Annotated in this window: 14 protein-coding genes; 10 read left to right on the top strand and 4 right to left on the bottom strand. The window is 68.4% G+C overall.

All coding sequences use genetic code 11. From position 1 onward, the window contains the following. Nucleotides 1–77: 77 nt before the first annotated feature. On the top strand, nucleotides 78–845 hold the full coding sequence (xth, locus tag ACXI0D_RS12360; protein WP_049446923.1) for an exodeoxyribonuclease III: 768 nt from the start codon (nucleotides 78–80) through the stop codon (nucleotides 843–845). A 72-nt stretch (nucleotides 846–917) separates the two neighbouring features. On the opposite strand, the gene ACXI0D_RS12365 is transcribed toward xth, so the two are convergent. Beyond that, the gene (locus ACXI0D_RS12365; protein ID WP_005411656.1) at nucleotides 918–1,169 is read right to left on the bottom strand and encodes a GlsB/YeaQ/YmgE family stress response membrane protein; all 252 of its coding nucleotides are present in this window, start codon (nucleotides 1,167–1,169) and stop codon (nucleotides 918–920) included. Between the two features lie 84 nt (nucleotides 1,170–1,253). Between ACXI0D_RS12365 and ACXI0D_RS12370 the strand changes: the two genes are divergently transcribed. From ACXI0D_RS12370 to ACXI0D_RS12410, 9 genes are all read left to right on the top strand, one after another. Next, nucleotides 1,254–1,853 (top strand): 4'-phosphopantetheinyl transferase family protein, encoded by a 600-nt coding sequence (locus ACXI0D_RS12370; protein WP_049446926.1) that lies wholly within the window; start codon nucleotides 1,254–1,256, stop codon nucleotides 1,851–1,853. 39 nt (nucleotides 1,854–1,892) lie between these two features. Further along, nucleotides 1,893–2,531, top strand: a complete 639-nt coding sequence (gene rsmG / locus ACXI0D_RS12375) for a 16S rRNA (guanine(527)-N(7))-methyltransferase RsmG (RefSeq protein WP_014038973.1) — start codon at nucleotides 1,893–1,895, stop codon at nucleotides 2,529–2,531. 112 nt (nucleotides 2,532–2,643) lie between these two features. Then, a complete protein-coding gene (locus ACXI0D_RS12380) occupies nucleotides 2,644–3,441 on the top strand; it encodes a ParA family protein (RefSeq protein ID WP_005411653.1) in 798 nt (265 codons plus the stop codon). Continuing rightward, the gene (locus ACXI0D_RS12385; RefSeq protein WP_008267278.1) at nucleotides 3,441–4,364 is read left to right on the top strand and encodes a ParB/RepB/Spo0J family partition protein; all 924 of its coding nucleotides are present in this window, start codon (nucleotides 3,441–3,443) and stop codon (nucleotides 4,362–4,364) included. The genes ACXI0D_RS12380 and ACXI0D_RS12385 overlap by 1 nt, the downstream gene beginning before the upstream one ends. Nucleotides 4,365–4,493: 129 nt before the next feature. Further along, nucleotides 4,494–5,225, top strand: a complete 732-nt coding sequence (locus ACXI0D_RS12390) for a suppressor of fused domain protein (protein WP_119006948.1) — start codon at nucleotides 4,494–4,496, stop codon at nucleotides 5,223–5,225. 51 nt (nucleotides 5,226–5,276) lie between these two features. Beyond that, nucleotides 5,277–6,242 carry an NAD-dependent epimerase/dehydratase family protein gene (locus ACXI0D_RS12395; protein WP_119006947.1) on the top strand — a complete coding sequence of 322 codons (966 nt, stop codon included), beginning with the start codon at nucleotides 5,277–5,279 and terminating at the stop codon, nucleotides 6,240–6,242. A gap of 88 nt (nucleotides 6,243–6,330) precedes the next feature. Next, nucleotides 6,331–7,053, top strand: coding sequence for a glycosyltransferase family 2 protein (locus ACXI0D_RS12400; protein ID WP_049446937.1), 723 nt, complete (start codon nucleotides 6,331–6,333; stop codon nucleotides 7,051–7,053). Beyond that, entirely contained in the window at nucleotides 7,053–7,400 is a 348-nt protein-coding gene (locus ACXI0D_RS12405; protein ID WP_014038968.1) for a lipid-A-disaccharide synthase N-terminal domain-containing protein, read from the top strand. Before ACXI0D_RS12400 ends, ACXI0D_RS12405 begins: the two co-directional genes overlap by 1 nt. A 337-nt stretch (nucleotides 7,401–7,737) precedes the next feature. After that, the gene (locus ACXI0D_RS12410) at nucleotides 7,738–9,510 is read left to right on the top strand and encodes a DUF885 domain-containing protein (RefSeq protein ID WP_087924046.1); all 1,773 of its coding nucleotides are present in this window, start codon (nucleotides 7,738–7,740) and stop codon (nucleotides 9,508–9,510) included. 96 nt (nucleotides 9,511–9,606) lie between these two features. Here the strand turns inward: ACXI0D_RS12410 and ACXI0D_RS12415 are convergent, their stop codons facing one another. The 3 genes from ACXI0D_RS12415 to ACXI0D_RS12425 are packed head-to-tail and all read right to left on the bottom strand — an operon-like array spanning nucleotide 9,607 to nucleotide 15,282. Then, nucleotides 9,607–12,816 carry an efflux RND transporter permease subunit gene (locus ACXI0D_RS12415; protein WP_479642607.1) on the bottom strand — a complete coding sequence of 1,070 codons (3,210 nt, stop codon included), beginning with the start codon at nucleotides 12,814–12,816 and terminating at the stop codon, nucleotides 9,607–9,609. A 10-nt stretch (nucleotides 12,817–12,826) separates the two neighbouring features. After that, nucleotides 12,827–14,032, bottom strand: a complete 1,206-nt coding sequence (locus tag ACXI0D_RS12420; RefSeq protein ID WP_479642608.1) for an efflux RND transporter periplasmic adaptor subunit — start codon at nucleotides 14,030–14,032, stop codon at nucleotides 12,827–12,829. Further along, nucleotides 14,029–15,282, bottom strand: coding sequence for a TolC family protein (locus ACXI0D_RS12425; RefSeq protein ID WP_479642609.1), 1,254 nt, complete (start codon nucleotides 15,280–15,282; stop codon nucleotides 14,029–14,031). The genes ACXI0D_RS12420 and ACXI0D_RS12425 overlap by 4 nt, the downstream gene beginning before the upstream one ends. Between the last annotated feature and the right edge of the window lie 10 nt (nucleotides 15,283–15,292).

Consider the following 15,292-nt stretch of genomic DNA (forward strand, 5'->3'; position numbering starts at 1 on the left):
CCTTGGTTGGCACGCGTGAACCCCATGCGCCAACCAAGGTTGGCGTCTACCAAACCCGGGCCGGGTAGAATGCCCCCATGAAGATCGCCTCGTGGAACGTCAATTCACTCAATGTCCGCCTGCCGCACCTGGAGCAGTGGCTCAAGGAGTTCGGCCCGGACATCGTCGGTATCCAGGAAACCAAGCTGGAGGACCACAAGTTCCCCGATTCGGCGCTGATCGGCGCGGGCTACCGCAGCGTGTTCGCCGGCCAGAAGACCTACAACGGCGTGGCGTTGCTGTCGCGTGAGCCGGCGCAGGACGTGCAGATCGGCATTCCCGGTTTCGAGGACGAGCAGAAGCGCGTCATCGCCGGCACCTTCGGCGACCTGCGGGTGATCAACCTGTACGTGGTCAACGGCCAGGACATCGGCACCGACAAGTACGAGTACAAGCTGCGCTGGCTGGAGGCGGTGCATGCCTGGATCGCCGAAGAACTGCAGCGGCACCCGAAGCTGATCGTGATGGGCGATTTCAACATCGCCCCGGACGCGCGCGATGTGCACGACCCGGAGGTGTGGAACGAGAACCACATCCTCACCTCCACCGCCGAGCGTGGCGCGCTCAACAAGCTGCTGCAGCTGGGCCTGCACGATGGCTTCCGCCTGCACAATGACGAGGCGGGCACCTTCAGCTGGTGGGATTACCGTGCCGCTGGCTTCCGCCGCAACCTGGGCCTGCGCATCGACCTGACCCTGGTCTCCGATGCGCTGAAGGGCAGTGCGGTGGCTTCGGGTATCGATCGTGAGCCGCGGACCTGGGAACGGCCGAGCGATCACGCGCCGGCATGGGTGCAGATCGGTTGAACGAACGGGGCCCGACGATTGCCGGGCCCGTTGTGATGCGTCTGCCGGCCAGCGGCCGGCACGACTGCCGTGTCAGCGTATGCTCTTGCGGGTGAACAGGTTGACGATCGCCAGCAGGATCACCGCACCGATCAGCGAGAACAGGAAGGTGCGGATGGTGATCGCTTCGTTGATGCCGCCGCCGAACAGCCAGCCGGAAATCAGCGCGCCGACGATGCCGACCACGATGTTGAGGATGATGCCCTGCTGGGCATCGCGCTTCATGATGATGCTGGCCAGCCAGCCTACGATGCCGCCGACGATCAGCCAGATGATGATGCCCATGATCGAACCTCCGGTGGGGAACTGTGACCAGTTGACGCGCACGGCTGTGAACCCGTCGTGGAATTGCGTGATGGGCGCGTGCGGATGAGCCTGCCAGCCACCCTCGACGGCCCGTGGCGCTTCGGTCCGGTGACGGTCTGGCGACGCCCGCATGTGCCGGGCCACCGCGGCGAACCGCAGGCGCGGCAGGTGCTGGCGCAGGCGCTGGGCGCCGAGCCGGAGACGCTGCCACTGGTCCGTGATGACAAGGGCCGGCCAGAGCTGAGCGGCGCGCTGGCCCACTACGGCACCGGCTGGAGCCACAGCGGCGAGGTGCTGCTGGTGGCGCTGGGCGAGGGCGTGCGGCTGGGCGTGGACCTGGAGCTGCTGCGGCCGCGGGCCCGCCTGCTGGAGATCGTGCAGCGCTTCTTCCACCCCGAGGAGGTGGCCTGGCTGGAAAGCCTGGACGAGGCCGGGCGCGAGCACTGGTTCTTCCGCGTGTGGTGCGCCAAGGAAGCGATGCTGAAGGCGCACGGGCAGGGCATCTCGTTCGGCCTGCACCGCCTGCAGCTGGCGCCGGGGGCCGATGGCGCCCTGCACCTGCGCTGGTGCGACCCGGAACTGGGCGAGGCCGCGCGCTGGCACCTGCACGAATGGCAGGCCACCGGCCAGTTCCGTGCGGCATTGGCCTGGTATCCACACTGAAGCGGGGAATCAGCGCGCAAAACCGGCGATAATGTCGGCATGAGCGAACACCCACTTCCCGCCAGCGTATCTGCCACGCTGGAACAGGGCCTGGCCAGCATGGGCCTGGATGCCGCGCTGGCGCCGCCGCTGCTGCGCTACCTGGCCCTGCTGCACCGCTGGAACGGCACCTACAACCTCACCGCCATCCGCGATCCGCAGGAGATGGTCACCCGCCACCTGCTCGACTCGCTGGCGATGCAACCGTTCGTGGCCGATGGCAGCCTGGCCGACCTCGGCACCGGCCCCGGGCTGCCCGGCATCCCGCTGGCGATTGCCTGCCCGGCCCTGCAGGTCACCCTGGTTGAGAGCAACGGCAAGAAGGCGCGCTTCATGCGCGAGGCCGTGCGCCAGCTCGGCCTGGGCAACGCCCGCGTGGCCGAATCGCGCGCCGAGGCGCTGGACGAGGCCGGCCGCTACGACCAGCTGACCGCGCGCGCGATGGACACCCTGGCCGGCATCGTCCGCGTCGGTGGTCACCTGCTGCGCCCCGGCGGTGTGCTGCTGGCCATGAAGGGCGTCTACCCGCATGAAGAGATCGCGGAGCTGCCGGACGGCTGGCAGGTGCGCGAGGTGACCCCGCTGAGCGTGCCCGGCCTGGCCGGCGAACGCCACCTGGTCACTGTTACAGGCCCCTGATTCCCGCCGCCAGCCCCTTGTGGAACAACGGGTTGGCGATTCACGATTTCCGCAAGGGGCCGGTTGTACGCATAATGACCGGTCCCAGCACACGTCGACGAGGCACACCCGCATGGCCCGCATCATCGCCATCGCCAACCAGAAGGGTGGCGTCGGCAAGACCACGACCGCCGTCAACCTGGCCGCTTCCCTGGCCAACGCACCCAAGCGCGTGCTGTTGGTCGACCTGGATTCGCAGGGCAACGCGACCATGGGCAGTGGCGTGGACAAACGAGAGCTGGCCGCCTCCACCTGTGACCTGCTGCTCGGCGAGAACAGCGCCGCCGATGTGCGCGTGCAGACTGCCGAGGGCTACGACCTGCTGCCCGGCAACATCGACCTGACCGCCGCCGAGATCCAGTTGATGGGCCAGAGCGAGCGCGAGCAGCGCCTGAAGCGCGCGCTGGCGCCGATCCGCGACGAGTACGACTACATCCTGATCGACTGCCCGCCGGCGCTGTCGCTGCTGACGCTCAACGCGCTGGCCGCCGCCGACTCGGTGATCGTGCCGATGCAGTGCGAGTACTACGCGCTGGAAGGCCTGAGCGCGCTGGTGGAAACCATCGAGGCGCTGCGCACCAGCCTGAACCCGGCGCTGGAGATCGAAGGCGTGCTGCGCACCATGTTCGACGTGCGCAACAACCTGGCCAACGCGGTCTCGGCCGAGCTCACCGAGCACTTCGGCGACCGCGTGTTCCGCACCATCGTGCCGCGCAACGTGCGCCTGGCCGAGGCGCCCAGCCATGGCCAGAGCATCGTCGGCTATGACCGCGCCTCGCGCGGTGGCGTGGCCTACCTGGGCCTGGCCGGCGAGATCATCCGCCGCAACAACGAACGCAACAAGGCCGCCAAGGCCGTGGAGACCGTCTGATGACCAGCAGCAAGCCGGCAGCCAAGAAGCGAGGCCTCGGCCGTGGCCTGGATGCCCTGCTGGGTCCCAAGGGTGCGGTCAGCCAGGTGCAGGCCACCACCGCGGTGATCGAGCCGCTGCCGGGTGAAGTGCTGCGCAAGCTGGCCGTGGGCCAGCTGCAGCCGGGCAAGTACCAGCCGCGCCGCGAGATGGACGAGGGCAAGCTGTCCGAGCTGGCCGACTCGATCAAGTCGCAGGGCGTGATCCAGCCGATCCTGGTGCGCCAGCTGCCGGCGGGCAACTACGAAATCGTTGCCGGCGAACGCCGCTGGCGCGCATCGCAGCTGGCCGGCCTGGACGAAGTGCCGGTGGTGGTGCGCGAGCTGGAAGACCGCACCGTCATCGCGATGGCGCTGATCGAGAACATCCAGCGCGAAGACCTCAACCCGCTGGAAGAAGCCGAGGCGCTGCAGCGCCTGATCAGCGAGTTCACCCTGACCCATGCCGAGGCCGCCGAGGCCGTCGGCCGCTCGCGCGCGGCGGTGTCCAACCTGCTGCGCCTGCTGGAGCTGCCGGTGGCGATCCGCCTGCTGCTGGAAACCCGTCGCCTGGAAATGGGCCACGCCCGTGCGCTGCTGACCCTGGCCCCCGAGCTGGCCGGCAAGCTGGCGCAGGAAGCGGCCGATGAAGGCTGGTCGGTGCGCGAAGTCGAGCGCCGTGCGCAGGCCTTCGCCGCCGGCAAGGTGCCGAGCAACCGCCCGGTGGCCACGCCGAAGGTGCAGCAGGCCGACATCGCCTCGCTGGAAACCGAGCTGTCCGAAGCCCTGGGGGCCAAGGTGGCGATCAACCATGGTCGCGGCGGCAAGGGCAAGCTGATCATCCACTACACCGACCTGGATACCTTGGACGGCGTGCTGGAAAAGCTGCGCACGCGCCAGGGCTGAGCCCGGCGCAGTGACAGGGGGCGCGGCCCGTTCCTGCCGTGTCCCGCGAATGACAGGGAACGCACCGCCGCGCGCGCCGTGGGATGTACTGCCTTCCGGCCCGCTGGCCTGCCATCGAGGGAGCAGGACATGAGCAACGCATTCGACGACGTCAGCCCGGGCGGCAGCCCGATCCTGGTGCACAGCCGCCAGAAGGATTTCACCCCGCCGCAGGGCGAAGAACACATCGAGGCGATCGGCGCGCACATCGAGCGCCATCTGGGCCCGGTGTCCGGTGTCTTCCACGAGATCATCTCCGACCTGGTGCACATCGACGTGCACGTGGTACCGGCCAATGACCAGTTCCCGTACCTGCGCCTGGTCACCTCCGGCATGAGCGACCTGCCGATGACCGTGCCCGCCGAGGTGGACGCGGACGTGCCGCGCTACATGGAGCTGATGGTGACCCTGCCGGCCGACTGGCCGATCACGCAGGACGCCTTCGAGGACGAACGCAACTACTGGCCGGTGCGCCTGCTGAAGGGCATGGCGCGGCTGCCGCACGAGTACGACACCTGGCTGGGCTTCGGCCACACCATTCCCAACGGCCATCCCAGCGAGCCCTATGCGCCGGGCGTGGGTTTCGACGGTGCCATCGTGCTTCCACCGGTGACTGCCCCGGAAGAATTCGCCACGCTGGAACTGGACGACGGCAAGACCATCAGCTTCATGACCCTGGTTCCGCTGTATCCGGAAGAGATGGATCTGAAGCTGAAGAAGGGCGCCGAGGCGCTGCTCGACCGCTTCGATGCGAAGAAGATCCAGGACGTGATCGAACCCGGCCGCACCAACGTGGCCAGGAAGCGTTTCGGGCTGTTCTGAGTCCGCAGCGTATCCTCTGCACCTGTACTCATTGATTTCCAGGCAACTGCAATGACCATCCTGCTCACCGGCGCTGCCGGCTTCATCGGTGCCTACACCGCCCGCGCGCTGCTGGAGGCGGGCCAGCCGGTGGTCGGCCTGGACAATTTCAACGACTACTACGACCCGCAGATCAAGCGCGACCGTGTGGCCGCACTGTGCCCGACCCTGGACCTGCGCACCCTCGACCTGACCGACCGCGAGGGTCTGGCCGCGCTGTTCGACGAAGTGAAGCCGACGGCGGTGATCCATCTGGCCGCTCAGGCCGGCGTGCGCTATTCGCTGGAAAACCCGCATGCCTACGTCGACAGCAACCTTGTCGGCTTCGTTAACATGCTCGAGCTGTGTCGCCACCGTGGCGTGCAGCATCTGGTGTATGCCTCCAGCAGCTCGGTCTACGGTGATTCGGCCACGCCGCCGTTCTCCGAGGACCAGCGCGTTGACCAGCCGCGCTCGCTGTACGCGGCGACCAAGGCCGCCAACGAGCTGATGGCCTACACCTACGCGCAGCTGTATGGCCTGCACGCCACCGGCCTGCGTTTCTTCACCGTGTATGGCCCGTGGGGCCGGCCGGACATGGCACCGCTGCTGTTCTCGCGTGCGGTGCTGGCCGGGCGGCCGATCGACGTGTTCAACGAAGGCCGCATGCAGCGCGACTTCACACATATTTCCGACATCGTGTCGGGTATCCTCGGCGCCCTCGCGCATCCGGCCGACGGTCCGGTGCCGCACCGGGTGTTCAACCTCGGCAACCATACGCCGGTCGAGCTGGAGCGCTTCATCAGCGTCATCGAGCAGGCCGCCGGCCGCCCCGCGCAGAAGGTCTACAAGCCCATGCAGCCCGGCGACATGGTGCGCACGATGGCGGACACCCGGCGCGCGCACGACGCCTTCGGCTTCGATGCGGTGACCCCGATCGAAGAGGGGCTGCCCCCCGTCGTGGAATGGTGCCGCGAGTATTTTGGCGACCGCGCCTGAGCAGTGATCCTCACGCGGCCGGGTTCATCTTCGGATAACCTCGGCTGCGGAGAATGCGCGGTCTTTGTCCCCCTTGGCCGAGTCCCCCATGAGCCAACCCGAGCTTTCCGTTGTCGTCCCCGTATTCAACGAGCGCGACAACGTCGCCCCGCTGGTCGCCGAAATCACCGCTGCGCTGCGTGGCCGGCTGCCGTTCGAGATCGTCTACATCGACGATCACTCGCGCGATGACACCCTGGCGGTGCTGCAGGGGCTGAAGGCAACCACCCCGGAACTGCGCGTGCTGCACCATGTGAACCAGAGCGGGCAGAGCACCGCGGTGCGCACCGGCGTCAAGCATGCGCGGGCGCCGTGGATCGCCACCCTGGATGGTGATGGCCAGAACGATCCGGCCGATATTCCCAAGCTGCTGGCAGCGCGCGATGCTGCCGAGGCGCAGGTGAAGCTGTTTGCCGGCTGGCGCGTCAACCGCCAGGACAGCGGCAGCAAGCGCTGGGCCAGCCGCTGGGCCAACCGCATCCGCGCGCGCATGCTGCGCGACGATACGCCCGACACCGGCTGCGGCATCAAGCTGTTCGAGCGCAGTGCGTTCCTCGACCTGCCGTACTTCGACCACATGCACCGCTACCTGCCGGCGCTGATGCAGCGCGCCGGCTGGAAGACCACCAGCGTGCCGGTCAACCACCGCCACCGCACCGCCGGCGTGTCCAAGTACAACAACCTCGGGCGCGCGCTGGTCGGCATCCGTGACCTGCGCGGCGTGGCCTGGCTGATCACCCGCAGCAAGCGCACCGCGGTGGAAGAGCGGTGATGGGCCTGGAGCTGCACTGGCTCGACCAGCCGCTGACCTGGCTGTACTGGACCGGCCTGCATGTGACCGGCTGGAAGCTGATCGGCTATACCGGCGCACTGATGTTCGGCGGCCGCTGGCTGGTCCAGTTCATCGCCTCCAAGCGCGCCGGCAAGCCGGTGATCCCGCGCCTGTTCTGGTACATGAGCGTGATCGGCAGCCTGATGACGCTGAGCTACTTCCTGTTCTCGGCCAAGCAGGACTCGGTGGGCGTGCTGCAGAACCTGTTCCCGGCGTTCACCGCGCTGTACAGCCTGCACCTGGACATCAAGCACCGGGGCTGGAAGCGGGACAAGGCCAGCCACTGAGGCTGTGGGGTCGGATCCCTTTCCGCAGGAAAGGGCTCTGACCCCGTCCGGATCGCCGGCGCATCCACGCATGGCGTGGCTCTGTTGCATGTCCGGCGGCCGTGCCGGGTCCTGCCTGCTGTGGGTAGAGTCGACTTTCGCGCGAAGCGCGGGGTTTGCTACATCTGGCGGAAGAGCAGCCGACTGACAGTCGGCTCTACCACGCGCCTTCGGCGCTGGGGCCCCGGCCTGCGGCCGGTTCCCGGTCCTGCCTGCGTTGCAGGCAGGACCTTCGTCCCATGCCACGGGCCGTGGGCGGTGCCATGATCGGGGTCTGCCTTCCCGGGAACCTGTGCTCGTGAAAACCCGTCTTGCCGTTGCCCTGCTGATCGCCCTGTCCGCCCCCGCCGTGGCCCTGGCCGCGCCGCCCGCCACCGCCGCACCGGCCAGCGTGGCCACTGAATCGCCCGCCGACGCCGCCTTCCGCGCGCTGTACGAGAAGGAATGGAAGTGGCGCCAGCAGGGTGGCGGTGAAGCCAGCGAGGACGAGGACGCCCCGGCCAACGCCACCCGCATGCCCGACATCGGCCCGGCCGCGCAGCAGGCACGCCTGAAGGTGTGGGACGAGACCCTCGCCGCGCTGAAGAAGATCGACCCGAAGACCCTGTCGCCCGACAACCAGGTCAACTACGCGATCTACCACGACCAGGTGTTCAACCTGGCCGAAGAGACGCGCCTGCGCGGCTACGAGATGCCGTTCAACGCCGACTCCTCGTTCTGGTCCAACCTGTCCTTCATGGCCCGGCGCGAGATGAAGACCGCGCAGGACTACCAGAACTACATCGCCCGCCTGAACGATGTGCCGCGCTACTTCGGCCAGCAGACCGAGAACATGCGCGCCGGCCTGAAGCGTGGCTTCAGCGTGCCGCGTGCCGTGCTCGATGGTCGCGAAGTGTCCATCGCCACCGTCGCCGAACTGAAGGACCCGACCGAGTCGCCGCTGTACGCACCGTTCAAGAAGCTGCCCAACAGCATCCCGGCGGCCGAACAGGCCAGGCTGCAGGCGCAGGCGCGCGCGGCGATCAGCGGCAAGGTGGTGCCGGCGTTCCAGCAGTTGCGCACCTTCTTCGTCAACGAGTACGTGCCGCAGGCGCGCACCACCCTGGCCGCCGAAGCGATGCCGGACGGCAAGGCGTACTACAAGCAGCAGATCCACGAATACACCACGCTGGACCTGTCGCCGGACGAGATCCACCGCATCGGCCTGGGTGAGGTCGAGCGCATCCAGAAGGAAATGAACGACATCATCAAGCAGGTGAAGTTCAAGGGCAGCTTCGCCGAGTTCCTGACCTTCCTGCGCACTGATCCGCAGTTCTATGCCAAGACGCCGGAAGAGCTGCTGTCGCGTGCCGCGTGGATCTCCAAGCGGGCCGATGGCCAGCTCGGCAAGTACATGACGCTGCCGCGCGCCCGCTTCACCATCGTGCCGGTGCCGCCGGACATCGCGCCGTTCTGGACCGCCGGCCGTGGTGGCATGGGCACCTACTGGCTCAACACCTACAACCTGCCGTCGCGCCCGCTGTACAACCTGCCGGCGCTGACCCTGCATGAATCCGATCCGGGCCACTCGCTGCAGGGGGCGATTGCCGCCGAGCAGAAGAACCTGCCCGAGTTCCGCCGCAACGCCTACATCTCTGCCTATGGCGAAGGCTGGGCGCTGTACTGCGAGAAGCTGGGCGTGGAGATGGGCATCTACGAAACCCCGTACGAGGATTTCGGCCGCCTGACCTACGAAATGTGGCGCGCGGCGCGCCTGGTGATCGACACCGGCGTGCACAGCAAGGGCTGGACCCGCGAGCAGGCGTTGGCCTACCTGCGTGACCACACCGCGCTGAGCGAGCATGAAGTGACCACCGAAGTGGACCGCTACATTTCCTGGCCGGGCCAGGCGCTGAGCTACAAGCTGGGCGAGATCGCCATCGTGCGCCTGCGTGCGCAGGCCGAGAAGGAGCTGGGCGACAAGTTCGACATCAAGGGCTTCCACGACACCCTGCTCAAGCAGGGCTCGGTGCCGCTGCCGGTGCTGGAACAGCAGATCCAGGCCTACATCGCCGAGCGCAAGAAGGCCTGACCGTTCCAAGGTAGTGCCGGCCGCTGGCCGGCAATCCGACCCGGTCATGGGGTCGGATCCCTTTCCCACGGAAAGGGCTCCGACCCCGGCATCACCTCACCCCACCGCCCTTGGCTTGGCCACCCGCGCCGCGAAGGTCGGCAGCACCAGCAGGGTCAGCACGGTGGCGGTGATCAGGCCACCGATCACCACCGTCGCCAGCGGCTTCTGCACCTCCGCGCCGGAACCGCTGGCGATCGCCATCGGAATGAAGCCGACGATCGCCACCAGTGCCGTGGTCAGCACCGCGCGGATACGGCTGGAAGCACCGTTGATCGCCGCCTGCAGCGGCAGGTCGCCGGCATCCAGGCGCTCGCGGATGGCCTGCATCAGCACCAGGCCATTCAAGGTCGCCACGCCGGAGACGGCGATGAAGCCGACCGCCGCCGACACCGAGAACGGCATGCCACGCAGCAGCAGCGCGAGGATGCCGCCGACCAGCGCCAACGGCACGCAGCTGAACACCAGAATGGCTTCCTTGCCGCTGCGCAGGGCCATGAACAGCAGGCTGCCGATCAGCAGGAACACCACCGGCACCACCGTTGCCAGCCGCTTCTCGGCGCGCTGCAGGTTCTCGAACTGGCCACCCCAGGTCAGGTAGGCACCCGGCGGCAGCGCCACGTCGGCCACTGCAGCCTGCGCTTCGCCCACGAAACCGCCCAGGTCGCGGCCACGCACGTTGGCCTGCACCACCACGCGGCGGCTGCCGTTGTTGCGGCTGATCTGGTTCGGCCCTTCGCTCACCGTGATGCGCGCGACCGACGACAGCGGAATCACCAGCCCCGACGGCGTGGCGATCGGCAGTGAAGCGAGCTGGTCCGGATCGTTGCGCGAGGCATCGTCCAGGCGAACCACCACGTTGAAGCGGCGGTCACCTTCGAAGATCTTGCCGGCCGCGGTGCCACCAATACCAGTGGACAGTGCATCGCTCACGTCCGCGGCGGTCAGCCCATACTGTGCCGCTGCAACGTGGTCGATGGCCACGTTGAGCGTCGGCAGGCCGGAGATCTGTTCCACACGCACGTCGGCCGCGCCGTTCACCGCACGCAGCTTCAGCGCCACTTGGTCGGCCACCTTCTGCAGCTGGCTGAAGTCATCGCCGAAGATCATCACTGCCAGGTCGGTACGCACGCCGGAAATCAACTCGTTGAAGCGCAGCTCGATCGGCTGGCTGAACTCGAAGCTGTTGCCCAGCTGCTGCCCGGCCAGCGTTTCGAAGCGTGCCACCAGCGCGTCCTTGCCCAGCTTCGGATCCGGCCAGTCCTTGCGTGGCTTGAGCACGATCACGCTGTCGGAGATGTTGGTCGGCATCGGGTCGATGGCCGCCTCGGCGGTACCGGTGCGCGAGAACACGGTCTCCACTTCCGGCTGCTTGGCAATCGCCTTTTCCAGTGCCAGCTGCATCGCCAGTGACTGTTCCAGCGAGGTCGACGGCACGCGCAGGGCCTGCATCGCCACGTTGCCTTCGTCCAGCGTCGGCATGAACTCGCGGCCCAGCAGCGAGAACGAGCCGATGCCCACCACCACCATCATCACCGCACCGGCCAGCACCGTGCGCGGATGGGCCACGGCCTTGCGCACCACCGGCTCGATGCGCGCACGCAGCACGCGGATCAGCTTCGTCTCGTGCTCGCCATCATCGGCATGCGCATCGCCGTCCTTGACCTTCGGCTCGCGCACCAGCAGCGCGGCCATCGCCGGCACGAAGGTGAAGGAGAAGATGAAGGCACCGACCAGGGCCAGCATGAAGGTGGCTGCCATCGGGTGGAACGTTTTGCCCTCCACGCCTTCCAGAGTAAGGATCGGCGCGAACACCAGCAGGATGATCAACTGGCCGAAGGCTGCAGGGCGCGCCATCTTCATGGCCGAATCGGCGGCCACGCGCAGGCGTTCCATCGCGGTCAATGCACGGCCGAGTTCGGCGCGGCGCTGGCCCAGCATCAGCAGCGTCGACTCGACCACGATCACCGCACCGTCCACCAGGATGCCGAAGTCCAGCGCACCCAGGCTCATCAGGTTGCCGCTGATGCCGAAGCGGTTCATGCCGATCACTGCGAACAGGAACGACAGCGGAATCACCAGCGCAGTGATCGTCGCTGCACGCAGGTTGCCCAGCAGCAGGAACAGCACCACCACCACCAGCAGCGCGCCCTCGGTGAGGTTCTTGGCCACGGTCTTGATGGTGGAATTGACCAGCACGCTGCGGTCCAGCACCGGTGCCGCCACGATGTCGGCCGGCAGCGACGTGTTCACCTGTTCCAGGCGCGCGGCCGCGGCCTGGGCCACGGTGCGGCTGTTGCCGCCGGCGATCATCAGCGCGGTGCCCAGCACGGCTTCATGGCCGTTGCGGCTGGCCGCACCCAGGCGCGGCGCGCGGCTCAGCTCGACCTCGGCCACATCGGCCACGCGCACCACCACGCCATTGCGGGTGGCCACCGGGGCCTGTGCCAGATCCTCGGTGGTCAGCGCCAGGCCGTCAGCACGTACCACCAGGCCTTCGCCGGCACGCTGCACGAAACCGGCACCGGCCTGCACGTTGGAGCGCTGCAGGGCAGTGACCAGATCGGCCAGGCCGAGGCCGTGCGCGGCCAGCCGGGCGCTGTCCGGATGCACGCCGTATTCCTTGACGTAGCCGCCGACCGTATCGACGCCGGCCAGTCCCGGGCTGGAACGCATCTGCGGCGCGATGATCCAGTCCTGCACGGTGCGCAGGTAGGTGGCACGTTCTTCTGGCGTGCGCAGCAGGTTGCCTTCCGGCGTGCGGTAGACCTCGCCGGCCTGCCAGCCCGCTTCACCGGGCTTGGCCAGCCTGGTCGGATCGAACGTGGTGAAGTCCACGGTCCACATCAGCACTTCACCGAGGCCGGTGGTGACCGGCGACAGCATCGGCGACGCGCCATCGGGCAGGTCTTCGGATGCCTCGCGCATGCGTTCGGCCACCTGCTGGCGGGCGAAGTAGATGTCGGTCGCATCAGTGAAGATCGCGGTGACCTGCGAGAAGCCATTGCGCGACAGCGAACGCGTGGTGGTCAGGCCGGGAATGCCGGCCAGCGCGGTTTCCAGCGGATAGGTCACCTGCCGCTCGATCTGTTCGGGCGTCAGCGCTGGTGCCACCGTGTTGATCTGCACCTGGCGGTTGGTGATGTCCGGCACCGCGTCGATCGGCAGCTTGCCCAGCTGGAACAGGCCCACGGCAGCGATCAACGCCGCCATGAACACCACCAGCCAGCGGTGGCGCACCGCTGTTTCAATGATCAGCTTGAACATGGTCGCCTCCTCAGTGGCCGTGCTCGGCTTCGCCCTTGGCCAGTTCGGCCTTGAGCAGGAAGGCGTTGGCACCGACGATGCGCTCGTTGCCGGTCAGTCCACCGAGGATCTCGATGCGGTCGCCGGCACGGCGCCCGGCCAGTACCGGCTGTGCCTTGAAGCCGCCGTCGACGGCAACGAACACCGCACTGCTGCCATCGACGTTCTGCACCGCATCGGCCGGCACGCTGAGCGAACCGTCCTGGCCCTCGGTGACCACCACCGCCGAAACCGGCGAACCGGCCGGCGGCAGCGAAGCGTCCACTGGCGTGGCGCGGATAACCGCGACGCCGCCCTGCTGGCGCACATCGGCGGCCGAACCGGTGACGGTGGCGGTGAAGCTGCCACCCGGCACGCTCACTTCCAGCTTCATGCCGGGCGTGACTTGTGCGGCCAGCGCGGGCGGCGCGGTGAACACCAGTTCGTTCATCGCCGGGTCGGCGACATCGGCCACCGCGCTGCCGGCAGCGACCACGCCGCCCGGGGTGACCTGCACGTTGCCGACGATGCCGGCCACCGGGCTGGTGATGCGCACGCGGCCACTGGCATCGGGCGCACCGTTGGCAGCAGCCTGGGCCTGCGCGGCAGCGGCCTGGGCCTGTGCCGCCAGCGAGCGGGCGCGCGAGGCCTCCAGTTCCTGGCGCGCGACCACGCCCTGGTCGACCAGCGCCTTGTCGCGGCCATAGGCCAGGCGCGCGGCCTCGGCTTCGGCCGATGCAGCCAGCGCATTGGCGCGGAACACCGCGGCCTCACCGCTGACCACGATCGCCAGCGCCTGGTTCTGCTTCACCGCCGTGCCCGGCGCGACCAGCACGCGTTCGACGCGGCCGGTCACCGTGGACGCCACCGACGCGCGTGCGCCCACCGACGGCTCGACCCGTCCGGACAGGCGCGTCGAGCCACCGCCACCGCGACCGATGGCGACCACCTCGATACCGGACGCCTTGATCTGTTCCGGGGTCAGCTGCACCACGCCTTCATCGGCGTCGTCGGGGGCCTTGGCGGTTTCCGCCTTGGCCTCCTTGCTGTCGGCGGCATGGCCGTGGCCATCGTCGGTGCCGGCCTTGGCCGCAGCCGGGTCTTCATTGGCAGGCGTCTGCGCATTGCCGGCGCAGCCGGCAAGCAGAACGGTCAGCAGCACGCCGCCGATCAGCGGGAAAGTACGGGAGAGAGTCATTTGGCCTCCACAAAAGGTGCGCGCCCTTCAAGGCGGGCAAGATCGATTTCGGCGCCGACGCGCGACAGGCGCGCATCCACGGCGGTGCTGCGGGCGGCGATGAGGGCGCTGCGCGTGCTGCGCAGTTCCAGCTGCGAGATGCGTCCGGCGTCGAAGCCGACGCGTGCGAGGCGATACGCCTCTTCGGCGGCGACCACGCTTTCATCGGCGGCGCGGGTACGGCTGCCGGCCGCCTTCAGCCCGGCCACGGCGGACAGGCGTTCGGCCTCGCTGTCGCGGCGCTGCTGGTCCAGGCGGGCCTCGGCCGCGCGCTGGTCGGCATTGGCGGCGCGGATGCCCCCGCGGTTGCGGTCGAACAGCGGGATGCTGAGGCTGACCCCGAGGTTGTAGGCACGCTCGCCGCCTTCGCGGAAGCGGGTCTGCGCGGCGGTGACGCTGAGGTCGGGCAGGGCGCGCTTGCGCTCCACGTCGACCAGCTTGCTGGCCGCATCGGCTTCGGCTTCGGCGATGCGCACCGCCAGCGCCACGTCGGTGGCGCCACGCGGCAGCGGCGGGGCACGGTCGAGCAGGCTGTTGTCGATCGACTGCACCGGCGCATCCAGCAGCGCGGCACCGGCCAGGCGGGCCAGCGCGGCGTCGCGGAATGCCTGCGCCTCATCCAGCGCAGCGCTGGCATTGGCCACTTCGCTCTGCGCCTGCACCGCGCGCAGCTGCGGTTCGCGGCCCTGCTTGACCATCGCGTTGACCGCATTGGCGTCGTCGCGGGTGAGGGTCAGCGCTTCTTCGGCCAGGGCGTAGCGGCGCAGTGCACTTTCCGCCTGTGCGTAGACCACCGCCAGCTGGCTGGCCACGTCGCTGCGGCTCTGGGCACCACGCAGGTTGGCGGCCTGTGCCTCGGCACGGGCGGCACGGACACGCGCGCCACGCTGGCCCCAGACCTCCAGCGGCTGGGACAGGGTGAGTACGGTATCGGCCTTGCCCATGCCGCCATAGGAGCCGGTGCCCCAGGCATTTTCAGCCGAGTAGGAGAGGGAAGGGTTGGGCAGCGCACGGGCCTGGTCGGCGCGCGCGTCGGCGGCCTCGGCCAGTGCCGTACCGACGCGGGTGCCGGGCAGCTGGTCCAGGCGTTCAAGCAGGGTGTCGTAGGAAGGGGCGGCTTGCGCCATCACCGATGCCGCCGGGGCCAGGCCCAGCAGCACAGCGACGACCAGCCCGGCCGCGCGCGGCGACCGAGGTGTCAGGATCGACATAGGGGGATTC

This window comes from Stenotrophomonas sp. C9D9 (assembly GCF_056491205.1).